The sequence below is a fragment of the Mesorhizobium sp. LHD-90 genome (assembly GCF_030929505.1).
Lineage (GTDB): Bacteria > Pseudomonadota > Alphaproteobacteria > Rhizobiales > Rhizobiaceae > Kumtagia.
The window spans coordinates 115786-142074 of the sequence record NZ_JAVFVV010000020.1; the positions used below are offsets into that span (position 1 = coordinate 115786).

Consider the following 26289-nt stretch of genomic DNA (forward strand, 5'->3'; position numbering starts at 1 on the left):
TTCCACCGGCGGTCCGTAGCCGTCGCCGAGTGCTCCCGGAGCCCCTGCCGCGGCAAGCGGGGCAACCATCGATTTGTGATCGAAAAACCGCTGGCTCCCTCCTGTCCGCACCGCTTCGCTGCGCTAACTTTCCAGTGATCTCTTCAATGAAGGAGCCTGCCATGAAGCACCTCATCCCTGACGAGATCATCTCGACAGCCGAACTGATCCCGTTGATCCGCAAGCCCTCCACGCCGGGCGAGCGCCTGGAAATGTGGGCCAAGGCGCTGGAACGCCATGCGGGACCGCTGAATGCGCTGAGGCGGATTGAACACCTGCCTCCCGACGAACTCCGGGCCTATCGGGCGGGCAACACGCCGCTGACGGTCGCCTTCAACGATCCTGTCCTGCGGGCCGAAGGCCTCAAGGGAGACAGCCTCGGCGATGCGATGGACTTCTTCGACCTGAGCAATCGCGATACCCATTGGCTGCTGTGCGACTGTCACTACCAGGGCGCCATGACCGGCGCCGGCCTCGCCAAGCTCGTCCGCCGTCATGCACGCGGCAGCGAACGCCGGGCGAGATGGGCGCAGACTGTCAGAAGATTGCTGGGCTGGACTACCTGAAGGCTTCCAAGCGCCCGGCCGTCTCTGAGGCGGGCTGCGGTGCGGCCGGTCTTGCGCGCCGCATCGCAGTCAACTGCGGGCGCGACGCGCCCGGCCGGCCCTGTGCGCTATTGCGCGTCGGCGACGACCGACTGCCCGCCCGTCCAGGCGCGCCACTGGCGCTCGCTGCCGTAGAAGACGTTGAGGTCGATCTTGCCCTTCACGCCATGCGACAGGCCGGAGCCGGAATACTGCCAGAACACCCATTTGCGGCCCGGATAGACCTTTGACGGATGCTGGGCCACCGCGCGCAGCCAGAACGGATAGTCGAGGAAGGCACCGCGCAGATTGTCGCGATAAAAGTCGGGTGCAGTGTAGATTATCGGGCGCTGGCCGTAATGCGCCTCGAGCCTGTCCATGAAGACCTGCATTTTCTCCTGGACAAGGGCCCTCGACAGCCGCCGCTTGCAGCGGGATTCGCCATTGTATTCGACATCGATGACCGGCGGCAGCGCGCCCGCGACCTTCGGCACGTTGCGGATGAACCAGTCGGCCTGCTCGCCCGCCGTGCGGCACCAGTAGAAGAAATGATAGGCGCCACGCTTCAGGCCGGCCTCGCCGGCTGCACGCCAGTTGGTGCGGAACATCGGATCGAGATGGTCGCCGCCGTCGGTCGCCTTGATGTAGGCGAAGTTGGCGCCCTGGCTGCGCAGTTTCATCCAGTCGATGGAGCCCTGCCAGCGCGAAACGTCGACCCCATGCACGGCATAATGCCTCGGCGCTGTCTTTCCGAAATTGATCGGCTTGGCGTCGCGGAACCGGTGGCGGTAGATGGTGCCGCGCGCCAATCCGGCCGGACGCGCCGCGGGTCTTGGCGCAAGTAAGATCTTCGCCGGCTTTTCCGGCGCAACCAGCGCGATCGCCTCGACATCGGTCTCGACAGCTATTTGCGGGCGCGCGACAGCCACGGCGGTCTCCTCGACCGCGGCCTCCTCCAGCAGCGCTGAAACAGTATCGGCCTCGCCGACTGCCGCCTCGGGCCGGGCCACCGAGGCCGTCGTCTCGGTCGAAGGTCTTGTCATCCCAAGATCGGCGACGCCGCCGGACATGCAGCCGCCAAGGCCGAGGGATGCCAGAATGACAAGGAGAATGCTCGGCGACCGCATGAGGACCTGTACGCAGAAACAAGACAGACCGAAGGCGGATGCCGCCGGACAAGCGGCGCCATTTATGAACGGGAAATTACCAATAAAGTTTGAATCGAGTTGTTAGGGATGTTTTGCCAAGGCGGGCAGACTGAGTCGCTGGCTGCTAGCGCCGTTCACGTGCCGCAGAACGTGCGCAGCACGCGTTCATCCGGCAGGGGCGGATTGGTGTAGCGTTCCATGCCCGGCTGCTCGTCGAACGGTTTCGCCAGCACCGCGACAAGTTCCTCGAACGGTGAAAAATCCGACCGGTCGACCGCCGCGCGGATGACCTCCTCGACCCGGTGATTGCGTGGAATGTACTTCGGATTAACCGAAAGCATCATTGCCCGCCGACCGGCATCGTGTTCCGGCTCGCGGGCCAGCCGCTCCTTCCAGCGCCTTGCCCATTCGTCGAAGTCTTCGGACCGAGTGAACAGGGTGCGTGTCGTCCCCTCCCCGGCCGGTGCCTCAAGATCACCGGCCAAGCTACGGAAAACCAGCGTGAAATCGGCCTCGTTGGCCGACATCGCCTCCAGCAGCCCGCCGGCCAGCGGCAGGTCCTCCGGATAGTCGGCGAACAGTCCGAGTTTCCTGCGCAGCCCGGTATGGAACACCCCATCATAGGCAGTCTGGAACTGCTTCAGCGCGGCTTCCGCCGCCGCGACCGCCACGTCCTCGCTGCCGGCAAGCAGCGGCAGCAGCGTCTCCGCCAGCCGCGCCAGATTCCAAACGGCGATGCGCGGCTGGTTGGCGTAGGCGTAGCGGCCGCCGGCGTCGATGGACGAAAACACCGTGCCGGGATGATAAGAATCCATGAAGGCGCAGGGCCCGTAGTCGATCGTCTCGCCGGAGATCGACATGTTGTCGGTGTTCATCACGCCGTGGATGAAACCCACCAGCATCCAGCGCGCCACCAGCCGCGCCTGCGCGGCGATGACGTTTTCCAGCAGGGCGAGATAAGGATTGTCCTTTGCCGCCGCGTCCGGATAGTGCCGCTCGATCGCATAATCGGCCAGCGTCTTCAGCCCCTCGTGGTCGCCGCGCGCCGCGAAATACTGGAACGTGCCGATACGGATATGACTGGCGGCGACGCGCGCGACAATGGCGCCCGGCTGCGGCTGCTCGCGATAGACGGCCTCGCCGGTGGTAACGGCGGCAAGCGCCCGCGTCGTCGGAATGCCGAGCGCGGCCATCGCCTCGCTGACCACATATTCGCGCAACACCGGCCCTAGTGCGGCCCGTCCGTCGGCGCCGCGCGAAAAGCGCGTGCGGCCGGATCCTTTTAGCTGGATCTCGCGCCGACTGCCGTCGCGCCCGAAGGCCTCGCCGATTAACAGCGCCCGCCCGTCGCCGAGCTGCGGCACGAACTGGCCGAACTGGTGCCCAGCATAGGCCAGCGCCAGCGGCTGGACATCTTTCGGCGAGACATTGCCGGCGAGGATCGCGACACCGTCGTCGCTGCCCCAAAAATCCGCGTCGAGACTTAGTTCGGCGGCCAGCGGCCGGTTGAGTTTTATCAGTTTCGGCGCAACTACCGGCGCGAGGTCGGCGCGCGCGAAAAATCGCTCCGGCAGCGTTGCATAGCTTGCCTGGAAAAAACCGGCGGCTTCCGGCCGGGAGGGCATTTCGGTGGTCAGTCGATCCATGGTCTTCTTCGACGCTCCGGCGTCCTTCTCGATGCCAAGCATATCGGAAGCCGCGGCGGATTTGGCAACTTTCGCTACCCGACTTGTTCCCGAACGGCGGAGATCGCCGTCTCGTTCCGCCGATCAGAGGCGGGACAGGCGCTGATTTGGCAGGAGGCTTTCCTGGACCATCGGGCAAACCTTGCCCTTGCGCCATCCGACGCCGCACTGTGCGGCAAAGCACGGAGCCAGATCATGATCCTCATCGGCCAGTACGATTCGCCCTTCGTCCGCCGCGTCGGCGTCGCCATGACGCTCTACGGCCTGCCCTACGAGCATCGGCCATGGTCGACCTTCGGCGACGCCGAAAAGATCCGGCCTTACAGCCCGCTTCTGCGCGTGCCCACCTTGGTTCTGGACGACGGCGAGACGCTGATCGACAGCCACATGATCATCGACCACATCGACAGCCTCATAGAGCCGGAGCGGCGCATGTATCCCGTCGGCGAGCCGGCACGGCGCCGCGCGCTGAAGATCGCGGCGCTCGCAGCCGGCATTTCCGACAAGGCCGTCAGCCTGTTCTACGAGCTGAAACTGCACGACCAATCGTCAAAACTCTGGGTCGACCGCTGCCGGTCGCAGATCTTCGGCGCGCTCTCGCTGCTCGACGCCGACCGCGCCGGCCGGACCGGCGACTACTGGTTCGGCGACGCGATCGGTCACGCCGACATCGTCGTGGCAACCATGCTGCGGCATCTCACCGAGGCGCATCCGGGTCTTGTATCGCTGGACGCGCTTCCGGCCCTGAAGGCGCATTGGCAGCGTCTGGAGTCGCTTCCGGTATTCGAGAAGATCCGGCAGCCGTTTATCGCGCCGGCTTGACCGCGGGCGCGGCCAGGCGGGCAAGCATGCGCTCAGCCCATACCCGTCGCATGGCGCAGGTAGAATGCGAGCGCCACGAAGCCGCAAGCGAAGGCCACGCCCCTCCAGTCGATGTTGGCCGACTTCAGTTCCTTGGTGAGCTTCACCAGAACCAGAAAGAGCAGCGCCAGCCCCAGCGCGATGGCGACGAACCTGATCATTGCGCAGCCTCCCGAACTCGCGAACCGAAATCGAAATATGGGGAAGAAATCCGGCGCGTTTAAGGGCAATTCCGGCAGAAAGGCAGCACCTGGCGCCGTGCCGCCGGCCCCGTCCGGCACGCGCCGGTAACCGATTTCAGACTTTTGTCTTTACTGCCGGCCGCATATATGGTTACCGCAAGCGGATGCCCTTGTAGCTCAGCCGGTAGAGCAGCGGTTTTGTAAACCGAAGGTCGCGGGTTCAAATCCTGCCGGGGGCACCACAAAAATCAAGCATTTGACTTAACAGTTCCAGCTCCTCTCTGAGCCAAGATACGAGCTGGGTAACAGCGCGCAGAATCAGGCGTGCGAAAATCCGACGAAATGTCGCCACCCTTCCACGGGGGAGTCAGGAGCAGGTACGATGCCCAGGCACCCGCGCTGACGCTGATCGCCCCATCCGCGCCGCCGTGGAAGCGGCAGGCGTCGAGTTCATTCCCGAGAACGGCGGTGGCGCCAGCACCAGGCTGCGGAAGCAGGTCTGCTGTTCCTGTTCGTCTGAAGCGTCAAGCACTTCCCCGTTTGGGAAAACACGCGGGCTTAGTTCTCCAGGTCAGCAACGAAGTTCGGAAGGTTGGCCTTCGCCATCGCACAGAAGTATCTGCCATCCACCTGGGCGGCGCGCTGCTGATCCCTTATGCCTGCGGCGATCAGCTCGCGAACGTCTCTCTCGTTAAGCCGACCGCTTGCGATGGCGCGTTCCCAGTATTGCCGAAGCAAGGCGTCAACGTCCACCCTGCACGTCATTTTGACGACTGTGAGGTAGGCGGAATTGTTGATTTGCGCGCGATCATATGCGGATGGTACGCCAGCGGCGACCTGCGGTTCCGCTTTCGCAGTTTCGGCGCCGTGCACCTTTAGGTAGCCTTTCGACGGCATGCTGACACAACCGTACTGCATCACGTAGTCATCGGGATAGCTTGCGACACACTTGGCTTTGATTTGCGAACGGATTTCCTTAGGGATGGGATTGAAGTCATCCGCAAGGGCTGGCGAAGGCGCCAGCATCGTGATTAGGATCAAAACGAACGCCCGGAGCATGACTATTTCCCGTTGAGTGCTCCCTTCAAGCACAATCGAGCCGGTTGGACCAGACTTGGGTTTTTGCGCCGACCGTTGCCATCTTTTGCTGGGAACTGCTTGCGCTCGTCTTGGAACGTGTCCGCAACCCGAACGTTGAGCACCAAAGCATTGCTCAACAGGAGGCGGTCGATGGGTATCCGCGAGACATCCACCACAGGAAAGGACGCTGCCAAGGGATTAAGGCAGGCAGCAGCAAAGGACGAAAAGAAGACTGAGGCGGATATGGGCCGCCCGCTCAAGAAGGGCGAGGAGCGGTTTGAAGAGCGCTCGAAAAGTTCGGACGGCAAAAGCGCGAGTGTGAAACAGCGCTGAGTTTCGTAGCAACGATGACAAGAGCCCGTCCGATGATCTCGGATGATGAGGGCCGCCGGCCTGGCTTTTCCTTCCCCGTCCGCTCCACGGGAAAGATATGGTAAATTAGCGATCCATTGAATTAGGCTTTTTTCTAAGAAGTGCCACCGACGCCAGAGGTCACTTTGACGTCGGCGGCATGAACCACTGAGCCGAAACTGCCATGATCTTGGGTGCTTGAATCCAGCAGCTTCCCCACCCTCGGTTCAACTATGGGTTATATTCTGAAAATTCTTCCTGTCTAGTGGTGCTTATTCTCACCAAGTTCCAGTGAACCTGGTCGCCGACCTGTTGGAACATCACCGGGCCCTATCCCAACCCGCCCAAGGCCCGGTGATGTTCTTTCCCGATTTGGTACATCGAGGCCAGAAAATGGCTGGCTAAATCCGTGTAGCACAGATCATGCCAACAAGTTGGAATTCACCTTTCGTCCCGTCATCTGCCCCGAGGTTAGCGACCAGCTAGCTTTTCAAACGGTCGGAGAAGGCGTAAATGGCCAGCGGGACCACTGGGAGGAACACAGCGGCCCTGGCCGCCGGCTCCGTACCCACCCACGCCACCCCAGGCGCTGGCGGCCACTTCATTGTACCTGTGTTTTCAGCCTCTTTCTTGGCGGGACAAAACTCGCCGGACCATTATCCTCCAGTTGCTGACCCGGTGAGTTTTTCGACGTGGAACATCGGGACCAGAACAATCTGGCTATCGATACGTCACACTGGCCTTGCCGGTTTTGCCATGGTTGCCTGTAGGCCCATGCAGCGAGGCACTTGGCATCCTCGACGAGATCGAAGCGGCCAGCGGTTAGCCATCCCGTTGCGCTCGTTACATTCGGCGATCGTGCGGCATGCGGCGGATACGATCGGCTTCTAACCTGTTCTCAAGTTCAGAGATCGGGGCGACTGCGAACTCCGCCTAACGTCAGGTCTCTCTCCGGGCGGCCTCCCTTCCGCCTGTGTTGAAATGAGCCTGCTGCCGACCTCCCCTCCGACAGCAGGCTCATTTCCTCCCTTTCATGATCCGAGCGCGACGCGAAGACGCTCTCACCTCTTCGTCAAAATCTCGCCCGCCGAGCACAGCGTTTCGGCTATATGTCGCGCGTCGGTTGAAGTTGTCGGAGGAGTTAGTGGCAATTTTTGTGAGAAACGGCACCGCTGGTCGAACACATGGGCGCGCTTGATCGCCACTACGTCTCGGGTGCCGCCCTTCATTCGGCAGTCGATATCACGCTTGCCACGATTCCATTGTTGGACGTCATGCATAGCCACGGAGCCCTGTCCGGTCCGACGCCGACCTTCACTTGTGAGTTCTGTTCGGAATAGACCTTTTCGAGCACCACGAGCTGGGTGCTTTTGGTGGTGCGGCCGACTTCTTTCACGCAGGCATCCTCTGCGACCTTCGGCACGGCGGCGTCCATGCGATTGTCGGCCGAGCTGGAGGCCATCCTGGTTCCCGTATCCTCGCCCGATTGGCAGCCGGCGAGCACCAGCAAAGCGAGGCCAGCCGCGAGGCGGCAAATGTTGGTCATGCGTTGTCCCCTTCCGACGCCCCTCGGCGTCGCGGTGACAATAAGGCAGGCGGCGCAGACCGTCGCCCGGAACGGTTGTGGCCAAGGCGGGAACAAAGCAGTGTCTGCGGGCGGAGGAAATGCCGCCATTTTGCGCGGCGTGATGGCGGATGTCCCTCGCCGTCTTTCGCGTTTCGCCGTCGCGTGCTAACCCCCGCCGACGCGGGTGCATCCGCCAGGGAAGAGATCGTGCATCAGCAAAGACCGCGCAAGACGTTCGCCTTCGTGTCGTCGGGGACGCCCGACGCCGAGCAGGCCGCGGTGCAACTGGCCAAGGCCTACGGGCAAAGATCCATCCCCGACGCCGACGTGATCGTGGCGCTCGGCGGCGACGGCTTCCTGCTGCAGGTGCTGCGCGAGACCATGGGCACCGGCAAGCAGGTCTACGGCATGAACCGCGGCACCGTCGGTTTCCTGATGAACGAGTTCCGTGCCGACGGGCTCGAGGAGCGCATCCTGTCCGCCGACGCCGAGACGATCCGCCCGCTGGAGATGGAGGCGGTCAGGGCCGACGGCACCACCGCGCAGGCGCTCGCCATCAACGAGGTGTCGCTGTTCCGCCAATCCTATCAGGCGGCGAAGATCCGCATCACCATCGACGGCCAGGTGCGGCTCGACGAACTGACCTGCGACGGCGTCATCGTCGCCACGCCCGCGGGTTCGACCGCCTACAATCTGTCGGCGCAAGGCCCGATCATCCCGCTCGACGCGCCGCTGCTGGCGCTCACCCCGGTCTGCCCGTTCCGGCCTCGCCGCTGGCGCGGCGCGCTTCTCTCCAACCGTTCGGCCGTGCGCTTCGACGTGCTGGAGCAGCCCAAACGCCCGGTCAACGCGGTCGCCGACCACACCGAGATCAAGTCGGTGACCTCGGTCACGGTGCGCGAATCCGCAACGCTGACGGCCACGCTTCTGTTCGACGCCGGACACTCATGGGATGAGCGCATCATCGCCGAGCAATTTCGCTACTGACCGTGTTGCAAAGCAAAAACCACAACACCATATGTTGAAGCGTCGTTATCGGGCAAAAAAGGTCTGATAATATTGACAAAAGGGATTTCACGCCGTAACGCGGGGCGACGATCCGCGAGAGGCGTGATCTTTGCTGCGGTACAGCAAACCGCGCCTACGAACAGCTAAAGCAGCCAAAACACTTGTCCTCAGACAGCACGACCGCTCAAGAAGCAATTACATTTGCCGATCTCGGCCTTTCGCCGAAGGTCCTTTCCGCAGTCACCGACGCCGGCTACACGGTGCCGACGCCGATCCAGGCCGGCGCCATCCCGCACGCCTTGCAAGGCAAGGATGTGCTCGGCATCGCCCAGACCGGCACCGGCAAGACCGCGGCGTTCGTGCTCCCGATGATCACGCGCCTGGAAAAGGGCCGCGCCCGCGCCCGCATGCCACGCACGCTCATCCTCGAACCGACGCGCGAACTCGCCGCGCAAGTCGAGGAGAACTTCGTCAAATACGGCAAGAACCACAAGCTCAATATCGCGCTGCTGATCGGCGGCGTCTCGTTCGATGAGCAGGACAAGAAGCTGGAGCGCGGCGCCGACGTGCTGATCGCCACGCCCGGCCGCCTGCTCGACCACCGCGAGCGCGGAAAACTGCTGCTGACCGGCGTCGACATCCTCGTCATCGACGAGGCCGACCGCATGCTCGACATGGGTTTCATCCCCGACATCGAACGCATCTGCGAGATGATCCCGTTCACGCGGCAGACGCTGTTCTTCTCGGCGACCATGCCGCCGGAGATCACAAAACTCACCGAGAAATTCCTGCACGCGCCTGTGCGCATCGAGGTGGCGCGCGCCGCCTCCACCGCGACCAGCATCACCCAGCGGCTGGTGAAATCCGGGCCTAAACCGTGGGACAAGCGCGAGGTGCTGCGCGACCTGATCAAGGCCGAGGACGAAGGCCTGAAGAACGCAATCATCTTCTGCAACCGCAAGATCGAAGTGTCGGAACTGTTCCGCTCTCTGGTCAAATACGAGTTCGACGCCGGCGCCCTGCATGGCGACATGGACCAGCGCGCCCGCATGCAGATGCTGGACAATTTCCGCTCCGGCAAATTGAAGCTGCTGGTCGCCTCCGACGTCGCGGCGCGCGGGCTCGACATTCCCGACGTCAGCCACGTCTTCAATTTCGACGTGCCGATCCATGCGGAGGACTATGTCCACCGCATCGGCCGCACCGGCCGCGCCGGCCGCTCCGGCAAGTCGTTCACCATCGCCACCCGCAACGACACGAAATATCTCGACGCCATCGAAAGGCTGATCGGCCAGAAGATCGAATGGCACGACGGCGACCTGTCGACCGTCGTCGCCCGCGAAGAAAGCGAAGACTCGCCACGCCGAGAGCGCGCCGGACGTGGTGGCCGGGATCGCGACCGCAGGTCGCGTGAGCCGCGCGGCGGCCGCCGCGGCGAAACCGCAAAGCCTGCAGACCTCGCTGAAGCCCCGCAGCCGATCGCCGCGGCCAATGACGAGCGCGCCATGCGCCGCGATGCGATCCGCCACGACAATGCCGCCCGCAAGGCTCCCGACCGTCAGGAACCGCGCCGCGACAACCGCCGTCAGCGCGACGAGGACGACGGCCGCCCCGTGCTCGGCTTCGGCGCCGACATGCCGGCCTTCATGCTGGTGGCCGGCAAGGTCTGACAAGCCGGCAAGCGAGCGCCAGCGGGGCCCGCCGCATCCGGCGTTTTACACTTAGCCTGGAGCACCCTGATCGGTCGTTGTTTCTCGCCGCACCAGGTCCGCAACGAGATTGCGGACCTTCGGCGTGCCGCCGGATAACGATAGACACGGCTCTCGCTTGAGCCGGTCAGATCACCGCAAAATCGGCGGCCGTGATCGCAGGCGATCCCCACAACGAGGCGAACCAGATGGCCGCGGTCGCTCCGGTGCCGTCGGCGTCATAGAAGAGCCGTCCGTTCGTGGAATTGTAGATGATCCGATCGTCGGCGTCCCCGGCTGTCCCGTTGGCGTTGACCGTGAATGCGGTTGCAGCCAGCGCGCCGGCTGGCAACGCCGAGAAGACGTGCGCCTCGAGGCGGATCGTGTCGTCCGCCACGTTGAAGTCGGTGATCGCGTCGACATTGGCACTGGCGCTCAGCGCAGAGCTGAACACGAAGATGTCCTTGCCGTCTCCGCCCGACAATGTGTCTTTGCCGCCATAACCGCGTAGCGTGTCGTTGCCGGCGCCGCCGTCGATGACATTGCCGAAGCCGTCGCCGGCCAGCGAATCCCCATGGTCGGAGCCGCGAAGGTTGTCGATCAGGTAGTATCTATCGCCAGCCGCATCGCCGGTGTTGTTCGCGCGGTTTTGCAGACTGGCCACGACTCTCGCGGTCGCCGTCTCGTAGGAGGCGGTGTCGCTGCCGCCGTCGTCACCGGTGCTTGCGAAGCCCCGCAGCGTGTCCGCTCCGGCGCCGCCATGCAGAACGTCGTTTCCGTTGGAGCCCTGGAGGCTGTCGTCGCCTTCGCCGCCATGCAGGATGTCGTTTCCGATGCCGCCGTTCAGTGTGTCATTGCCGCCGCTGCCGAACAGAGTGTCGGCGCCCATGTCGCCGTACAGCCTGTTGGCGTTGCCGTCGCCATAAAACGTGTCGTCTCGGGAGGTACCGTACAGGTCCTCGACACCGACCAGTATGTCGCCCGCGGCCGAGCCGGCGTTGAGCGACTGATCGGCGAGAGAGACGATGGCGCCGCTGCCCATGTTCTCGTAGCTGACCCGGTCACGCCCTCCTCCGCCATCCATCTGGTCGGACCCATCTTCGCCGATGAGGATGTCGTTGCCGTCGCCGCCGGAGAGCACGTCGTTCCCGATGCCGCCGTACAACCAGTTGTCGTTGGCGTCGCCATAGAACTTGTCGGCATAGTTGGAACCGTGCAGGCCCTCGATGCCGGTCAGCGTGTCGCCCTTGGCCACGCCGGTGTTGATCGACTGATCGGTGAGCGAGACCACGACGCCGACCGGGGCATCGGAATAGCTGGCCACGTCGTCGCTGCCTCCTCCACCATCGATCTGGTCGGCTCCCTGTCCGCCGCGGAAGGTGTCGTTGCCGGCGCCGCCGATGAGCACGTCATTGCCGGCATCGCCGTAGAAGATGTTCGCGAAATCGCCACCTATGAGCCGATCGTTTCCTCCATGCCCATGGAGATAATTGGCGCCGCCGCCGCCGATGATCAGATTGGCGCCGTCATTTCCCATCAAGGTATCGCCGTGGTCCGATCCGATGATGTTCTCGATCGAGTTGTAGGTATCGACGCCCGACCCATTGTCGCCCCACAGATCCATCAGTTGGACCCAGACGCCGCTAGCGGAACCCGCATAAGAAACGGTGTCCCGTCCGCTGCCGCCGCTGAGGTAGTTCGAGCCTTCGCCGCCGGAGAGGACGTCGTCACCGTCCCGGCCAGCCAGCGTGTCATTGCCCTTGCCGCCGATGAGGAAGTCGTTTCCACCTTCGCCAAGCAACTTGTCGGCCGAGGCCGATCCGAAGACGACATCCGACCCGGCGGTTCCGGTAAAATCCGCTTTCACGTCGAACAAGGTGACGGTGAAGTCGCTCGTCAGCGCGGCGCCGCCGATACTGTCGTTCAGATAGTAGGAGCCGCTGGTGGTGACGCCCGACGCGAGCGTGGCGGTGAACTGGAGGTCCATCGGCCCGTCCAGCGTCTGCTGCACATATCCGCTGGACGCCCCAAGTTCGGCGCCGATCTCGCCGTCCCAAACGTAATAGCCCAGTTCCTCGTCGAAATATCCCGTCAGATAATAGGAAAACGACAGCGTGACCTGGTTACCGCTGCGCTCGATGGTGAAATCGGGCGAGACCCCGGAAATGAACTCGCTGATCAGCATGATACCCTCCCAAGACCTTTCGTCAGGGTCGCAGTGGATGCATTGCACGACAACTGTCGCGGGAATGTGCATGCAAGAAGCACACTTGTCGATAGAAGATTGCAAAAAATGACGGGCCAGTTTTTCCCGTCAAGCTTTGCGGTAAAACGCGTCGATGTGATAAATACCGCCAGATAGACTTCGAGACATTGATCGGACACCGACATGGCCGGCACCTTGCTTGTCTATGACGACTCGTTTCCGCGCGCCCGGGTCGCCGCCGGCCCCATCCGCAACACGCCCAGCGCCGACGAGCTTCGCGCCAACAGCTACCCCGAGCCTTTTCGGCTTCTGCCGATTTGGGAAGCGTCCTCGCCCGACACCTATTTCGGCGCCATGGCCGACGCCGCGGACGCGATGGGCCGTGTGGAGCGGCTGATCATTTTCGGGCATGGCCGCGTGGTGAATGCGGCGCAGGGGGCGGGCACCGTGCGGGTGACGACGGGCATCGTCGTCGGCGCGCAGGATATTTCCGCGTCGAATGCTTCCGGCCTGAGTGTCCTGCGCGACAAGTTTGCCCGCAACGCGCAGGCCGAATTGTGGGTCTGCGACGCGGCCGCCGCGGGCGAATCCGGCGGGCAATCGGGACGCCTGCTCTGCCAGGCCATCGCCGACGCGCTCGGCGTGACGGTGATCGCCGCGACGATCACCCAAGAGTATACGACTGCGAACCAGGCGGAAATTCCGAGCGGCGGCTGGCAGTCGACGGCGCAGTTCTTACCATGGGAAGGAACGACCGTCCGCTTCAGTCCGCGCCGCCGCTAGGGTTGCTCCTCGCGTCGGGCGGACGGCCCGTCCGGGTCGACGAACCCCGCTTATTCCGTCAGCGGCGAAAGCTGGATTTCGACGCGGCGGTTCTGCGCCCTGCCCTCGGCGGTGGCGTTGGAGGCGATCGGCCTTGTCTTGCCGAAGCCGGTGACGGCGAACCGCCGCTGGTCGACGCCCTGGGCATTCAGGTAGTTGGCGACGGCCAGCGCGCGGCGCTGCGACAGGTCGAAATTGTGGCTGTCGCTGCCGGTCGAGTCGGTGTGGCCGTAGACGTCGACGATCGTCTGCCTGTAGCGCTTCAACACCAGCGCCACCGAGTTCAGCACCGGGTAGAAGGCCGGCTTGATCGCGTCCTGGTCGACATTGAAGGTGATGTCCGACGGCATGTTCAAGATGATCTGGTCGCCGACGCGGGTGACGCTGACGCCCGTGCCCTGCAATTGGGCGCGCAGATCGGCCTCGTTCCTGTCCATGGTCGCGCCGATGGCGCCGCCGGCCAGCGCGCCGACGCCGGCGCCGATCAGCACGGCGTTGCGCTGCGCCACCTTGCTGCCGCCCACCGCGAGGCCCGCCAACGCGCCGAGGCCGGCGCCGAGGGCTGCGCCGCCGGCCGTGTTGGAAACCTTCTGCTCGCCGGTGTAGGGGTCGGTGGTGCAGGCTCCGAGCAGGGCTGCGGCGGCAACCACGGCGACGATCTTTCTACGCATGCTGATTTCCCTCTACGGCCGCCGGAGCCGGCGGCGAATCCCTTCGCGCGGTTTTACCACGAATTGCGGCGAAAACCGGAACGGAAGGCGGGCGGCTCTACCAGAGGTTCTTGCCGTCGATGACGACTACCTCCACGGAATCGAGGTCGAAATTGTCGAGCAGGCGGGCGTTGACGCTGACGATCGGGTTGTCGAAATCCGGGGTGCCGGCGCTGAAGTCGGGCGTGTCCGTGAAGGTGCCGCAGCCGCATACCGGGCAGAAATGATGCCTGATGGTCCTCGACCCCCACATATAGGTAGCGACATTTTTGCGCGGCGTCTTCAGCGCGAACTGCGCCGGCTTGTAGTAGGCCCACAGCGCGCCGCGCTTCGAACAGAACGAGCACGTGCAGCGCGTGACGGTCTCGGGTGCTTTCGTCACTTCGAACACGGTGGCTTTGCAGTGACAGCTTCCGGCTATGATCATCACCCGCCTCCCCGCAGCCGCAGCGGCCGCAACGGCCGCAGGGAGGCATTCTAACCATTCTTCTCCGGTGGGAAAAACCCCCGGAGAACTACAATCTTCAGTAGCTCTTCGGCGGCACGAACAGGCAGATCGTGCGGGAGTCGTCGGCTCCGGCCACCGAACACCAGTGATACTCGCCGTCGGGAGAATCCTTCAACCGGGCATCCCGATAGCCGAGAACTTCGCCGGTGCTGCCGATCACATAGCCTTCGGGACGTTCGCTGATCGACGTCTGCGGGACTTCCCGGCAGTCGTAGCCCGAGCAGCAGGAGAACGGATAGGCCCAGCCGTTCGGCTTCGCCGCCGTCGGCGTCGCATCATGCGCGACCGCCGGCGCCCCCCCGAAAAACACCCCGGAGCAGGAAACAACCCCTATGACTGCAAAGGCGGCCAAGGCGCGGGCGTGGGCCGATCGAGGGGTGGCTGCGAGAGTGGGCATGGCTCATTCCTGTCAAAACGAGGTCCTCAAGCACTATTGCTTGCCCGTTCCCGGAACGTGTCTTCCCTATCGCCGGTTCCACTTCGCTAATCTAAGCCGTGACCGGCCATAAATGCTTTTTCTCCCAACCCTTGCACAGGTTGGACGGATTCGTTGGTCGGCGCAAGACTATGTTGCTATCCACAATTAGCGCAGCCTGATTTGTACCGGCCACACTCGGATGCAATTTTGCGCCGTGTCCGTTAGAGAATATCCAGCATGGCGGTTGCAGCGGGATGTCGCGTGCGCCTCCTCACTGTTTCCAAGCCATGGACCGTTGTTACGCAACAACCTCGGCTTGGGCAGCGGGTCGACACCCAGCCAGGAATCGCCGATGCCGGTGAAGGCAAAAGTGCCCGGTGCGAGCCGACAACCGGAGATGGGGCCCGCTGCCGGCATGCCGCATCTCCTTGGCATCGCTTGGTGGTCGAGCCGCCCACCGCCACGACCCGGGCAATCTCCTCGTCGCTGGTTCCCGCATCGGAGGCCAGCAGGATTGGGGCTCGTTCGAGCTTGCGCGCGGCATTCCTGCCATCAGATGATCGCCCCACTCGACGAAATGGCCTCGTCATGCCGCTGACCGCCACGCGCACCGGCGCCGACGCTTTGCCATCGTCCTGTGTGCCAGCGGCGCGGCGATCACCGATGTCGATCTCAGTCGAACGAAGCAGGAGATAATTTAATGTCGCTCGAACTCATCAACCCAGATGATCTGCCAATTCCAGAGATGTACACACAGGTTGTCGTCGCGACGGGATCCAAGCTGGTGTTCGTCTCAGGTCAGCAGCCCGAAGACGTACACGGCAAGCTCGTTGGGCATGGTGATTTTGCGGCGCAGGCGCGCCTGGCATTCGGCAATCTCGGCCGAGCGCTCAGCGCGGCAGGCGCACGGCCCGAGCAAGTTTGCAAGATCACAATCTACATTGTCGATTATGACCGCGATGAACACGTTCCGATCATCGAAGACGCGCAGGTTTCTCTGTTTGGAGATCACAAACCGGCGAATGTGGTGGTCGGGGTAGCAATAATGTCCCCAGGCTACCTCATCGAAGTCGACGCTATAGCGGTCATTGACGAGGCCGTCAGACCCTAGCGTTGCCATAATGCGGCCCGCGTCTTGTCAGAAACGAGCCGTTAGCATGGCCTGGGGGAATGCGCACGATGGCGCATCGGCCGGTCAGCCGACGCCGAAATGAATGGTGCGGCCGTTAGAAATGGCATCGAACTGCTCGTCCCCCCGCGGCGCCTGCCGACCTTGCAATGGCTGCAAAGCAACCAGTCCCCATCACTATTAAAGGTACTAGTGTCGTGATTTCGAAGTTCGCTTCATTGTTGATATCGGCCGCTTAGGCGAACTTCGAAATCAAAACGACACTAGAATCAATAGTTGCTAGTGTCCCTCAGATTCCGAAATTCGCTCTGAGCGTGATATCAAATGCGGCGAATTTCGGAATCGGGACACTAGTCGATGTCGGCGACCTGCCCTGCCCCGCCCTCGATGCGATGCGACAGCGAGGCCTCCATGAAATCGTCGAGGTCGCCGTCGAGCACGTCGGACGGGCTGGTGCTCTCGACGCCGGTGCGCAGGTCCTTCACCAGTTGGTATGGCTGCAGCACGTAGGAGCGGATCTGGTGGCCCCAGCCGATGTCGGTCTTGGCCGCCTCGGTGGCGTTGGCCTCCGCCTCGCGCTTCTTCAGCTCTTCCTCGTAGAGACGCGAACGCAGCATCTCCCATGCCTTGGCGCGGTTCTTGTGCTGCGAGCGCTCGGCCTGGCAGGCCACCGCGATGCCGGTCGGGATGTGGGTGATGCGCACCGCTGAATCGGTGGTGTTGACGTGCTGGCCGCCCGCGCCCGACGATCGGTAGGTGTCGATGCGCACATCGGATTCATTCACCTCGATCTCGATCGTATCGTCGATGACCGGATAGACCCAGATCGACGAGAAGGAGGTGTGGCGGCGCGCATTGCTGTCATAGGGCGAGATGCGGACCAGCCTGTGCACGCCGGACTCGGTCTTCAGCCAACCATAGGCGTTGTGGCCCCTGATCAGCACGGTCGCCGACTTGATTCCCGCCTCCTCGCCGTCGTGCATCTCCAGCACTTCGACCTTGAATTTCCGGCGTTCGGCCCAGCGCGTGTACATGCGCAACAGCATGTTCGCCCAGTCCTGGCTCTCGGTGCCGCCGGCGCCGGCATGCACTTCGAGATAGGTGTCGTTGGAATCGGCCTCGCCCGAAAGCAGCGTCTCGATCTGGCGCGCCCTGACCTCGCCGGCAAGCGAACGGATGGCGGCTTCCGCCTCGGAGACGACGCCTTCGTCGCCTTCTTCCTCGCCGAGTTCGATCAGGCCGATATTGTCGTCGAGCGCCTGCGTCAGCCGCTTGATGGAGGTGATGCCGTCGTCCAGCCCCTGGCGCTCGCGCATCAGCTTCTGGGCTTCCTGCGGGTCGTTCCAGAGATTGCCGTCCTCGGCGCGGCTGTTCAGGTATTCCAGTCGTTTGATCGCTGGATCCCAGTCAAAGATGCCTCCTCAGCAGGCTTATGGCCTGCCTGATCTCGTCGACAAGTTTTTCGGTCTCTGCACGCATGGCAGTCTATAAACCTTTCCGGATTGCGCGGGAAAATCGATCGGCGCGGACCATAGGCACGCGCCGGGATGCTGTAAAGGCGAAGCCGGCGGATTTCCCGCCCCGAGGGGGCCGCGGTCAGTAAAGGCCGCCGCCGCCCTGGCTGATCGCCTTGCTCGCCTGCGGCGACAGCCTTTCGGCCGAGATCGCCTCGCCGTCGTTCTGGCCGATCACCCAGTAGCTGTCGGCCGGCCCGGTGCCGGGCTTGAAGGCTTCCATGATGGCGCCGCCATCGCCCTCGCCCGCCTGCATGCCGGTCTTGCGGTTGATGGCGATCAGCTTCATGCCTTCCGGAACCTGGAAGTCGACGACCGGCGTATCCTTCAGCACCTCGGCCATGAACTCCTTGAAGATCGGCGCCGCGAGGCCGCCGCCGGTGGCGCCCTTGCCGAGCGTCTGCGGCTTGTCGTAGCCCATGTAGAGCCCGACCACGAGGTTCGGCGTGAAGCCGATGAACCAGGTGTCCTTCTCGTCATTGGTGGTGCCGGTCTTGCCGGCGATCGGACGGCCGAGTTCGGAAAGGGTGACGGCGGTGCCGCGCTGCACCACGCCCTCCATCATCGAGGTGATCTGGTAGGCGGTCATCGGATCGAGGATCTGCTCGGCATTGTCGACCAGTTCCGGTTCTGGCTGGTTTTCCCAGTCGGACGCGACGCAGTTGTCGCAGGCGCGCTCGTCATGCTTGAACACGGTCTTGCCGTAGCGGTCCTGGATGCGGTCGATCAGCGACGGCTTGATCTGCCTTCCGCCATTGGCCATCATCGCATAGGCGGTGACCATGCGCATCACCGTGGTTTCGCCGGCGCCCAGCGCCAGCGAGATGTGCGGCGGCATCTTGTCGTAGACGCCGAAGCGCTCGGCATATTCGGCGACCAGCTTCATGCCCATGTCGTTGGCCAGCCGCACCGTCATCAGGTTGCGCGAACGCTCGATGCCGGAGCGCAGCGTCGCCGGGCCGGCGGCCTTGCCGTCATAGTTCTTCGGCGTCCACACCTCGGTGCCGATCCTGATGGTGATCGGCCCGTCCATGATCACCGAAGCCGGCGTGTAGCCATTGTCGAGCGCCGCCGCGTAGACGATCGGCTTGAACGAGGAGCCCGGCTGGCGCTGCGCCTGCGTGGCGCGGTTGAATTCCGATTCCGAATAGGAGAAGCCGCCGACCATGGCGAGCACGCGGCCGGTATGCGGGTCCATGGCGACCATGCCGCCGGAAACCTCCGGCACCTGGCGCAGCACATAACCGTCGCCGTCCTTCTTCTTCTCCACGAAGATCACGTCGCCGGGCTTCAGCACGTCACCCGGCGTGTTGGCCCGCACCTTCTTGCCGTCGACGACATGCTGGCGCATCGCGAAAGCCATGTCTTCCTTGGCGATGCTGCTGGTCTCGCGCTCCTCGACCAGGGCGCCGGAGACCTGACGGCCGGGCTGCAGGCCGATCATCAGGTCCGTTTTGGAAGAATCCAACACGACGGCGAGCTTCCATTCCGGTACGTCGTCGAGTTTCTTGACCTCGCCCAGCGGCACGCCCCAGTCGCCGGCCAGTTCGATATGCGTCACCGGACCGCGGTAGCCGCGCAGCGTGTCGTATTTGAGCAGGCCGTTCTGCATGGCGCGTCGCGCGACCAACTGCATCTTCGGATCGAGCGTGGTGCGCACCGAGAGGCCGCCCTCGTAGAGCGCGTTCTCTCCGTAGCGGGCGATGATCTCGCGGCGCACCTCTTCCGTGAAATATTCACCGGCGAACAGGTAGGTGCCGTTGCGGCGCGGCGTGACGCCGAGCGGTTCGGCCTTGGCCTTGTCGCCTTCGTCGCGGCTCACGTAGCCGTTCTCGACCATCTGGTCGATGACCCAATTGCGGCGCTCGATGGCGCGCTCCGTATAGCGGAACGGGTGGTAGTTCGACGGGCCCTTGGGCAGCGCCGCCAGATAGGCGGCTTCGGCCACCGTCAGTTCGTTCACCGACTTGTCGAAATAGGTCAGCGCCGCGCCGGCGATGCCGTAGGAGCCGAGGCCGAAGAAAATCTCGTTGAGATAAAGCTCGAGGATGCGGTCCTTGGAATAGGCCTGTTCGATGCGGAAGGACAGGATCGCTTCCTTCACCTTGCGTTCGAGCGTCTGTTCGCGGGTAAGCAGGAAGTTCTTGGCGACCTGCTGGGTGATGGTCGAGCCGCCCTGCATCGGGCCGCCCTTGGCATACACCAGAGCGGCGCGGGCGACGCCCTCGAAATCGACGCCCGGGTGCTTGTAGAAATTCTTGTCCTCGGCGGACAGGAACGCCGCCTTGACGCGATCTGGAATCGCCTGCACCGGCAGATAGAGGCGGCGCTGGCGCGCGAATTCGCCCATAAGCGAGCCGTCCACGGCATGGACGCGCGTCGTCACCGGCGGCTCGTAATTGGCCAGCACTTCGTAGTCGGGAAGGTCCTTGGCGAGATTGCCGACATAAAACGCCACGGCGCCGGCCACCAGCAGCCCCAGCATGGTGCCGATCCCGAAAAAATAGCCGATGAGACGAATCATTTCCGCTCCAGTTCAAGGCCAGGCCGTTCTTGGTGAAATCCGGCGGTTTCGGCAATCTGAACCGTCCAGCCCAACCTCGATGTATAAACCCTTCTCGCGCGCATGTGGATAAAATACGGCAGCGGGACCGCAATGGTTTGTGTTCGCGCGAAAACCGCTGCGGCTGTGGCCCGATTGCAACGTCCGGCGCAACTTTCGACCCATGGTTGTCAGCCGCCGGCCGCCCTGGCCGCTGCGAATTCCGAAATGGCGTTGGCGATCGAACTCACTGCCTTGCCCCGCCATTCCAGGCTGCGCAGTTGCGCCTCGTCCTTCTCGTTGGAGAGGTAGCCGAGCTCGACCAGCACCGACGGCACGTCCGGCGCCTTCAGCACCTTGAAGCCGGCAAAGCGGTGCGGATTGTTGATCAGGCCGACGGAATTCGACAGTTCGCCGACAAGCGTTCGAGCGAAGCGGATCGAGAAGGCGTGGGTCTCGCGCCGGATCAGGTCGACAAGAATGTCGGCGACCTCGTGGTTCTCGTCCTGGACCTCGATGCCGGCGAGCTGGTCGGAGAGGTTTTCGCGGTCGGCCAGCGCCTGCGCCTCGGCATCCGAGGCCTTGTCGGAAACCGTGTAGACGGTCGCACCGCGGATGCCCTTCATGCTGATCGTGTCGGCATGGATGGAGATGAACAGGTCCGCCTCCCGCTGCCGGGCGATGCGCACGCGGTCATCGAGCCGCAGGAACTCGTCGGTGGAGCGGGTCAGCTCGACATTGTAGCGTCCTTCGGCCTGCAGCTTGTTGCGCAGCTCCAGCGCGAAGGCCAGCGTGATGTCCTTCTCCACCGTGCCGCCGACGCCCCTGGCGCCGCCGTCTATGCCGCCATGGCCGGGATCGATGACGATGGTGAACATTTCGGCCGGCCGGTCGACGGAGTCACCTACGCGGTGGCCCTTGCGGGCCGCGACCGTCGCGGTGGTCGTCGCCTGATCGGCGAGCGCCGCCTCGAATTCGCGCTCGCTTGCCGCCGCCAGGTCGATCGCCAGCCGGTATCCGGAGCCGTCCTCCTCGGGGACGATCTCAGCCTGCCCTACCTCGAACGGCCCCTTGGTCGCCAGAACGATGCGGGATTTGCCGCCGCCGGCGCTGCCGGGCGTGACTTTGCGGACGAGGCCGCGCGGCTTCAACGTCTTCGGCTCGAAGACGAAGCGCGTTTCGGGGAGTTCGATGACCAGCCGGTGTGGGCCGCGCAGCAGGAACCAGCGAAGTTCCGGCTCGACGTCGAAATGCATGACGATGCGCGTGCGGGTCGCGTCGCCGGCCATCTTGAAATCGCGCGCGTCGAGTTTTGCAGCCGATGCGGCGGACATGATCGCGAACACGGCCAGCAGGGCCACCAGCAGCACGCCGCAAAGGCGAGCGACCGGCGGGGGCACTCCCAAGGCTTTGTCATTGGCTTGGGTTGCGATGCTCATTCCGATACCCGTCTTACCCGTCTTGACTGGACCCCTGTCGCCTCTCCCTTGGCGCGGGCTTGTCGACTTAAGGATTGGTATCCAGATAAGGTTAACAAGCCTTTTCGGATGGCGGCTCCGGCAGTTCGGAACCGCTCAGCCTCCATCGGCAGATTACTCCGCCGTCAGCGATTTCGCCAACCGCAAACAATTCGACGAAAATCCCCACCAACACGGCCCAGCCATTGCCTCGCCGGCACGCCATCGCCCTACAAAAAAATACGTCGCGTATGCGCATTGACATACGGGGCGTATGTACCGATATGCCGCATACGGTGCGTATGTGAATCCGGACTTTGGCACCCGAAGGATCGGATTTGTGAGGCGCGAATGTCTCGCGTCGTATGAGCGGCAGCCGGGCGGCCTTGTTGAACAGGAGCAGAATGATGAGCAAACGCGACGCGGTCTTCCCTGCCGGCCGGCAGGCGCTTTACGAGATCAACCGCTATTCGGCGGCGATCCGCTCGGGCGACCTTTTGTTCGTCTCCGGTCAGGTCGGCAGCCGCGAGGACGGCTCACCCGAGCCGGACTTCGAAAAGCAGGTGCAGCTTGCCTTCGACAATCTCGCGGCCGTGCTGAAAGCCGCCGGCTGCACGTTCGAAGATGTCGTCGACGTGACCAGTTTCCACACCGACCCGGCCAGGCAGTTCGAGACGGTGAACGCAATCCGGTTCAAGATGATCGGCGATCCACCCTACCCGAACTGGACCGCGGTCGGCGTGAACTGGCTGGCCGGTTTCGATTTCGAGATCAAGGTCATCGCACGCCTTCCCAAGTCTGCCTGACGCGCATCAGGCATTTGCCCCTTCCGGCCGGCGGCGTCGGAACATATATGAGTATGATAGGAGGCGCGCTCGGCAGGGCGGGCCGCACGGCCAACCCGCGCAAAATAGGCGCGTGGCCCGAACCGGCGAACCAATTCGCCGGCAACCGGAATACGGGGTTGCCTAAAAGACGGTCAAATCATAAAAGCGCTGTTGGTACACTGCTGCTTGGAGTCTGGCGTCGTTCTTGCAAGGCGCGTCGGGCCGGGAGTTTAGGTAAATGCGGCCGGACGCTCCCTCCGCGCAGGCGTGACCGCAATAGATTTCGTCCCGGACAGCATGTCGCTTCCGGAACGTGAGGGAAACGGCGCGGATTCCCCTTCGCGCCGGCTCGATGTGAGCAAACAGCCGGTCCGGGCTTTCCGGGCCTTGGTTCAAAGGATCCGCTACGCACGCAATGTCCGTAAGCGCACGAACGGAAAGACCCGCATCATACCGCGCCGGCAAGGCTGCGGGCGGGATTCCCGTTGCGCGTCGGCGGCGGCACGCGGACTACAATACGACCGGAACGCGATATCTGCTCGTCTCGAGGCAACGCCTGGCGTTGCCCCGCGGCGGAGGGCGCGGGTCCGGCAGGACAAAAGATAATGCCCAACAAGATGCTTATAGATGCCTCCCATCCGGAGGAGACACGGGTTGTCGTCGTTCACGGTAACCGCATTGAAGAATTCGATTTCGAATCGCAGGACAAGAAGCAGCTAAAAGGAAACATCTACCTGGCCCGGGTTACCCGGGTTGAGCCTTCCCTTCAGGCCGCCTTCGTCGAATATGGCGGAAACCGGCACGGTTTCCTCGCCTTTAGCGAAATTCACCCCGACTACTACCAGATTCCGGTCGCCGACCGGCAGGCGCTGCTGCGCGCCGAGGCCGAGGCGGCCGACGAGGACGACGAAGACGGCGAGCCGAAAGAGCGCGAGCAGCGCGGCGGCCGCAATCGGCGGCGGCGCGGCCGCAATCGCGGACGGAGCGGCGAAGACAATGCACGCGAAGCGTCGGCCGACGAAACGGCCGGCGGCGACGAGTCCGAAGTCGATGGCGAGGCGTCGCTCGGTGCGGACGAAGAGAACGGGGCGGACGCTGTTGAAGTGTCTGCCGAGGAAATTGCCGTGGAGGCCAGCGAACATGTCCCGGACGCAGCTTCCGTAGCGGACAAGGCACCTCAGGCTGAAACGCCTGCCGATGAACAGCAGTCCGGCGCCGAAAATGCTGGTGACGAAGCAACTGGCGGCGAACGCGGCAGCATCGCTGCGTCGGTCGAGGCCGACGTGATTTCCGAGGAAGTCGAGGTGACCTCCGAAGAGAACGGCGAAACCCCGCCGGCTCCCGCCGGTGGCGGCATCGAGGAATTGGCGGACTCCGCCGGCGAAGACCACGAGATCGAATCGGTAGGCGCCGACGATGCGCTTGAAGAGGTGCAGACCAGGCGCAGGCCGATGCGCCGCCAGTACAAGATCCAGGAAGTGATCAAGCGCCGGCAGATTCTTCTGGTGCAGGTCGTCAAGGAGGAACGCGGCAACAAGGGTGCCGCGCTCACCACCTACCTGTCGCTTGCCGGCCGCTACTCCGTGCTGATGCCCAATACCGCGCGCGGCGGCGGCATCTCTCGCAAGATCACCAACGTCCAGGACCGCAAGCGCCTCAAGGAAGTAGTCCAGGACCTCGAAGTGCCGCAGGGCATGGGCGTTATCCTGCGCACCGCCGGCGAGAGCCGCACCAAGGCCGAGATCAAGCGCGACTACGAATATCTGATGCGGCTGTGGGAGAACGTGCGCACGCTGACGCTGCAGTCGACCGCCCCTGCCCTCGTCTATGAGGAAGGCAGCCTGATCAAGCGCTCGGTGCGCGACCTCTACAACAAGGACATCGACGAGATCGCCGTGTCCGGCGATGACGGCTACCGCGAGGCCAAGGACTTCATGCGCATGCTGATGCCCAGCCATGCGAAGGTGGTCCAGCCATACCGCGACACCGTGCCGATCTTCGTGCGCAACGGCATCGAGGCGCAACTCGACCGCATGCTGCAGCCGCAGGTGACGCTGAAGTCCGGCGGATACCTGATCATCAACCAGACCGAGGCGCTGGTCTCGATCGACGTCAACTCCGGCCGCTCCACCCGTGAGCACTCGATCGAGGAGACGGCGCTGCACACCAATCTGGAGGCGGCTGAGGAAGTCGCCCGCCAGTTGCGCCTGCGCGACCTTGCCGGCCTGATCGTCATCGACTTCATCGACATGGAGGAGAACCGCAACAACCGGGCGGTCGAGAAGCGGCTCAAGGACCATCTGAAGAACGACCGGGCGCGCATCCAGCTCGGCCGCATCTCGCATTTCGGCCTGATGGAGATGAGCCGCCAGCGCATTCGCGCCAGCGTGCTGGAATCGACGATGAAGCCCTGCCCGCATTGCGGCGGCACCGGTCATGTCCGTTCGGATTCGTCCGTCGCGCTGCTTGTGGTGCGGGCCATCGAGGAATTCCTGCTGAAGGATTCGCGCAGCCACATCGTCGTCAAGACGCCGGCGTCGACCGCGATGTACGTGCTCAACCACAAGCGCGCGACCCTGACCGAGATGGAGGCCCGTTTCGGTCTCACCATCACCCTCGAGGCGGACGAAAGCGTCGCATCGCAGCACTATGCGATCTTCCGCGGCGCCGTCGCCGAAAAACCGTTGACGCCGCTCCCCATCGCAGCGAGCCCGACCGTCGAGCCGGAATATGACGAGGATCCGGTCATCGAGGATGAAGAGGACCAGGTCGAGGAAGCGGCCGATCAGCCTGCCGAGCGCTCGCAGACCCAGCAATCGGGCGACGGCGAGCGTGGCGACCGGAAGCGGCGCAAGCGCCGCAGGCGGCGTGGCGGACGCGACCGGGATCGCGACCATCCTGCGGAGCCGGGCGTTTCGCAGGCCGCTGAGACGGCGGCGGATGACGAAGGTGCCGACGACGAGGCGGACGACCGCGAGGACGCCGCGGCGGAGGCTGTCGGGGAAACCGTGGCGGAAACCGCCGGGGCTCCGTCGCTGGCCGACGAGGCCGAACGCAAGAAGCGTCGGCGCGGCAAGCGTGGCGGCCGCCGCCACCGCGAGGGTCACGAGGACGAGGCCGCCGAGGTGAGCGCCGAGTCCGAAGGCGAGCAGGCCCGGGAAGACGTGACTGCGACCGCCGAGGCGGTCGCGGAGACGGCCGCCGAACTGGTGGCCGCACCTGCTCCGGAAACCGCCGCGGCCGAGCCCGAGGAAGCACCCAAGAAGCCCCGGCGTGGCCGCAAGAAGGCGGACGCAGCAGCCGACGAAGCCGTGAGCGAGCCTGCCGGCGAAGAGGTCAAGAAGCCTGCGAAGCGGGCGTCTCGAAAGAAGGCGGCCGTCACGGAAACCGTCGAGCCTGAGATTGTCGCCGAAGCCGCTCCGGCTGAAGCCGAGGCGCCCGCCGAACCGGCGGTCGAGGAACCGGCCGCTGTCGAGCCGACCACTGTCTCCGAACCCGAACCGGCACCTGTACCAAAACCTGCCCCGGAGCGGATTCCGGAAACGGTCTCGGCCGAGCCGGCTCCCGACCGGCCGAAGAAATCCGGCTGGTGGCAGCGCAAGGGATTTTTCTGAGCCACTGGCCGCCGTCCATGACGGCTGATTCATGCCGGCTTAGAGCCTGAACACGATGACGCCCTGGATCGCACCCCGATCCAGGGCGTTTTTATCTCCGGTGCAACTCGGCTGCGCCGGCAAATCGCGAAACAACGTCATCGGTTTGAAAAACAACGCCGCGGCACGATTCAACGCAGCGCGAACGGCCTTTTTACGGGTATTTTGAAGCCGATTGGCGCCTTTTGCCCCACACTACACGACTCTGTTTGGTTTGAGTTTTTTGGGCAGTCGTTTCCAGATCGTGTCCCAGGCTTGTGTTGCGCGGGGTGGGTCGGTTTGAAGCCAGTTGCGCAGGGTGTCGAATCCG

21 protein-coding genes and 1 tRNA gene are annotated in these 26289 nt (G+C 63.7%); 10 read left to right on the forward strand and 12 right to left on the reverse strand.

Going from position 1 to position 26289, the window contains the following annotated elements:
• Positions 1–161 precede the first annotated feature (161 nt).
• On the forward strand, positions 162–605 hold the full coding sequence (locus RB623_RS24550; protein ID WP_308059699.1) for a hypothetical protein: 444 nt from the start codon (positions 162–164) through the stop codon (positions 603–605).
• Between the two features lie 107 nt (positions 606–712).
• Here the strand turns inward: RB623_RS24550 and RB623_RS24555 are convergent, their stop codons facing one another.
• Both RB623_RS24555 and RB623_RS24560 read right to left on the reverse strand, forming a co-directional pair.
• Positions 713–1750 (reverse strand): GH25 family lysozyme, encoded by a 1038-nt coding sequence (locus tag RB623_RS24555; RefSeq protein WP_308059701.1) that lies wholly within the window; start codon positions 1748–1750, stop codon positions 713–715.
• A gap of 155 nt (positions 1751–1905) precedes the next feature.
• A complete protein-coding gene (locus tag RB623_RS24560) occupies positions 1906–3396 on the reverse strand; it encodes a protein adenylyltransferase SelO family protein (protein WP_308059734.1) in 1491 nt (496 codons plus the stop codon).
• A gap of 255 nt (positions 3397–3651) precedes the next feature.
• Between RB623_RS24560 and RB623_RS24565 the strand changes: the two genes are divergently transcribed.
• Positions 3652–4278 (forward strand): glutathione S-transferase family protein, encoded by a 627-nt coding sequence (locus RB623_RS24565; protein WP_308059702.1) that lies wholly within the window; start codon positions 3652–3654, stop codon positions 4276–4278.
• A 32-nt stretch (positions 4279–4310) separates the two neighbouring features.
• Here the strand turns inward: RB623_RS24565 and RB623_RS24570 are convergent, their stop codons facing one another.
• On the reverse strand, positions 4311–4478 hold the full coding sequence (locus RB623_RS24570; protein ID WP_308059704.1) for a hypothetical protein: 168 nt from the start codon (positions 4476–4478) through the stop codon (positions 4311–4313).
• Positions 4479–4665: 187 nt separating this feature from the next.
• Here RB623_RS24570 and RB623_RS24575 point away from each other — a divergent pair.
• Positions 4666–4741, forward strand: a tRNA-Thr gene (locus RB623_RS24575).
• A gap of 316 nt (positions 4742–5057) precedes the next feature.
• Here RB623_RS24575 and RB623_RS24580 read toward each other — a convergent pair.
• Positions 5058–5558, reverse strand: coding sequence for a hypothetical protein (locus tag RB623_RS24580; RefSeq protein WP_308059706.1), 501 nt, complete (start codon positions 5556–5558; stop codon positions 5058–5060).
• 171 nt (positions 5559–5729) lie between these two features.
• On the opposite strand from RB623_RS24580, the gene RB623_RS24585 reads away from it, so the two are divergent.
• Complete coding sequence (locus tag RB623_RS24585) at positions 5730–5912, forward strand: hypothetical protein (RefSeq protein WP_308059707.1); 183 nt, start codon at positions 5730–5732, stop codon at positions 5910–5912.
• Positions 5913–7155: 1243 nt separating this feature from the next.
• Here the strand turns inward: RB623_RS24585 and RB623_RS24590 are convergent.
• Positions 7156–7476 (reverse strand): hypothetical protein, encoded by a 321-nt coding sequence (locus RB623_RS24590; RefSeq protein ID WP_308059708.1) that lies wholly within the window; start codon positions 7474–7476, stop codon positions 7156–7158.
• 228 nt (positions 7477–7704) lie between these two features.
• Here RB623_RS24590 and RB623_RS24595 point away from each other — a divergent pair, with 228 nt between their 5' ends.
• Together RB623_RS24595 and RB623_RS24600 are read left to right on the forward strand one after the other, a co-directional pair.
• Entirely contained in the window at positions 7705–8484 is a 780-nt protein-coding gene (locus tag RB623_RS24595) for an NAD kinase (RefSeq protein WP_308059710.1), read from the forward strand.
• 182 nt (positions 8485–8666) lie between these two features.
• Positions 8667–10175 carry a DEAD/DEAH box helicase gene (locus RB623_RS24600; protein WP_308059711.1) on the forward strand — a complete coding sequence of 503 codons (1509 nt, stop codon included), beginning with the start codon at positions 8667–8669 and terminating at the stop codon, positions 10173–10175.
• A 166-nt stretch (positions 10176–10341) separates the two neighbouring features.
• Here RB623_RS24600 and RB623_RS24605 read toward each other — a convergent pair whose 3' ends face one another.
• The gene (locus RB623_RS24605) at positions 10342–12378 is read right to left on the reverse strand and encodes a calcium-binding protein (RefSeq protein ID WP_308059712.1); all 2037 of its coding nucleotides are present in this window, start codon (positions 12376–12378) and stop codon (positions 10342–10344) included.
• A gap of 204 nt (positions 12379–12582) precedes the next feature.
• On the opposite strand from RB623_RS24605, the gene RB623_RS24610 reads away from it, so the two are divergent.
• Positions 12583–13182: a hypothetical protein gene (locus RB623_RS24610; protein WP_308059713.1), complete on the forward strand. Its 600-nt coding sequence runs from the start codon at positions 12583–12585 to the stop codon at positions 13180–13182.
• A 50-nt stretch (positions 13183–13232) separates the two neighbouring features.
• On the opposite strand, the gene RB623_RS24615 is transcribed toward RB623_RS24610, so the two are convergent.
• The 3 genes from RB623_RS24615 to RB623_RS24625 form a co-directional block, all read right to left on the reverse strand.
• Positions 13233–13892 carry an OmpA family protein gene (locus tag RB623_RS24615; protein WP_308059715.1) on the reverse strand — a complete coding sequence of 220 codons (660 nt, stop codon included), beginning with the start codon at positions 13890–13892 and terminating at the stop codon, positions 13233–13235.
• Positions 13893–13989: 97 nt separating this feature from the next.
• Positions 13990–14358 (reverse strand): GFA family protein, encoded by a 369-nt coding sequence (locus tag RB623_RS24620; protein WP_308059716.1) that lies wholly within the window; start codon positions 14356–14358, stop codon positions 13990–13992.
• A 97-nt stretch (positions 14359–14455) separates the two neighbouring features.
• A complete protein-coding gene (locus RB623_RS24625; protein WP_308059717.1) occupies positions 14456–14836 on the reverse strand; it encodes a hypothetical protein in 381 nt (126 codons plus the stop codon).
• Between the two features lie 721 nt (positions 14837–15557).
• Here RB623_RS24625 and RB623_RS24630 point away from each other — a divergent pair.
• Entirely contained in the window at positions 15558–15968 is a 411-nt protein-coding gene (locus tag RB623_RS24630) for a RidA family protein (RefSeq protein WP_308059719.1), read from the forward strand.
• 368 nt (positions 15969–16336) lie between these two features.
• Here RB623_RS24630 and prfB read toward each other — a convergent pair.
• The 3 genes from prfB to RB623_RS24645 all read right to left on the reverse strand — a co-directional run bounded on the left by prfB (position 16337) and on the right by RB623_RS24645 (position 21481).
• Positions 16337–17465, reverse strand: a protein-coding gene (prfB, locus tag RB623_RS24635) for a peptide chain release factor 2 (RefSeq protein WP_308059720.1) whose coding sequence is annotated in 2 segments (ribosomal slippage) — positions 16337–17398 and positions 17400–17465 — 1128 coding nt in all. Because the reading frame shifts where the segments join, the coding sequence is not laid out codon by codon here.
• 117 nt (positions 17466–17582) lie between these two features.
• Positions 17583–20024 (reverse strand): penicillin-binding protein 1A, encoded by a 2442-nt coding sequence (locus RB623_RS24640; RefSeq protein ID WP_308059721.1) that lies wholly within the window; start codon positions 20022–20024, stop codon positions 17583–17585.
• 209 nt (positions 20025–20233) lie between these two features.
• Complete coding sequence (locus RB623_RS24645; RefSeq protein ID WP_374121738.1) at positions 20234–21481, reverse strand: N-acetylmuramoyl-L-alanine amidase; 1248 nt, start codon at positions 21479–21481, stop codon at positions 20234–20236.
• 425 nt (positions 21482–21906) lie between these two features.
• On the opposite strand from RB623_RS24645, the gene RB623_RS24650 reads away from it, so the two are divergent.
• On the forward strand, positions 21907–22305 hold the full coding sequence (locus tag RB623_RS24650; protein ID WP_308059722.1) for a RidA family protein: 399 nt from the start codon (positions 21907–21909) through the stop codon (positions 22303–22305).
• Between the two features lie 626 nt (positions 22306–22931).
• On the forward strand, positions 22932–25940 hold the full coding sequence (locus RB623_RS24655) for an Rne/Rng family ribonuclease (protein ID WP_308059724.1): 3009 nt from the start codon (positions 22932–22934) through the stop codon (positions 25938–25940).
• Positions 25941–26289: the final 349 nt, after the last annotated feature.

Excerpts from the sequence above, each read along its gene's own strand:
- RB623_RS24615 (WP_308059715.1), bottom strand. The coding sequence starts at position 13,892 with ATGCGTAGAAAGATCGTCGCCGTGGTTGCCGCCGCAGCCCTGCTCGGA.
- RB623_RS24560 (WP_308059734.1), bottom strand. The coding sequence starts at position 3,396 with ATGCCCTCCCGGCCGGAAGCCGCCGGTTTTTTCCAGGCAAGCTATGCA.
- RB623_RS24565 (WP_308059702.1), top strand. The coding sequence starts at position 3,652 with ATGATCCTCATCGGCCAGTACGATTCGCCCTTCGTCCGCCGCGTCGGC.
- RB623_RS24570 (WP_308059704.1), bottom strand. The coding sequence starts at position 4,478 with ATGATCAGGTTCGTCGCCATCGCGCTGGGGCTGGCGCTGCTCTTTCTG.
- RB623_RS24590 (WP_308059708.1), bottom strand. The coding sequence starts at position 7,476 with ATGACCAACATTTGCCGCCTCGCGGCTGGCCTCGCTTTGCTGGTGCTC.
- RB623_RS24605 (WP_308059712.1), bottom strand. The coding sequence starts at position 12,378 with ATGCTGATCAGCGAGTTCATTTCCGGGGTCTCGCCCGATTTCACCATC.
- RB623_RS24620 (WP_308059716.1), bottom strand. The coding sequence starts at position 14,358 with ATGATCATAGCCGGAAGCTGTCACTGCAAAGCCACCGTGTTCGAAGTG.
- RB623_RS24655 (WP_308059724.1), top strand. The coding sequence starts at position 22,932 with ATGCCCAACAAGATGCTTATAGATGCCTCCCATCCGGAGGAGACACGG.
- RB623_RS24625 (WP_308059717.1), bottom strand. The coding sequence starts at position 14,836 with ATGCCCACTCTCGCAGCCACCCCTCGATCGGCCCACGCCCGCGCCTTG.
- RB623_RS24630 (WP_308059719.1), top strand. The coding sequence starts at position 15,558 with ATGTCGCTCGAACTCATCAACCCAGATGATCTGCCAATTCCAGAGATG.
- RB623_RS24585 (WP_308059707.1), top strand. The coding sequence starts at position 5,730 with ATGGGTATCCGCGAGACATCCACCACAGGAAAGGACGCTGCCAAGGGA.
- RB623_RS24650 (WP_308059722.1), top strand. The coding sequence starts at position 21,907 with ATGAGCAAACGCGACGCGGTCTTCCCTGCCGGCCGGCAGGCGCTTTAC.
- RB623_RS24640 (WP_308059721.1), bottom strand. The coding sequence starts at position 20,024 with ATGATTCGTCTCATCGGCTATTTTTTCGGGATCGGCACCATGCTGGGG.
- RB623_RS24610 (WP_308059713.1), top strand. The coding sequence starts at position 12,583 with ATGGCCGGCACCTTGCTTGTCTATGACGACTCGTTTCCGCGCGCCCGG.
- RB623_RS24645 (WP_374121738.1), bottom strand. The coding sequence starts at position 21,481 with ATGAGCATCGCAACCCAAGCCAATGACAAAGCCTTGGGAGTGCCCCCG.
- RB623_RS24580 (WP_308059706.1), bottom strand. The coding sequence starts at position 5,558 with ATGCTCCGGGCGTTCGTTTTGATCCTAATCACGATGCTGGCGCCTTCG.
- RB623_RS24550 (WP_308059699.1), top strand. The coding sequence starts at position 162 with ATGAAGCACCTCATCCCTGACGAGATCATCTCGACAGCCGAACTGATC.
- RB623_RS24555 (WP_308059701.1), bottom strand. The coding sequence starts at position 1,750 with ATGCGGTCGCCGAGCATTCTCCTTGTCATTCTGGCATCCCTCGGCCTT.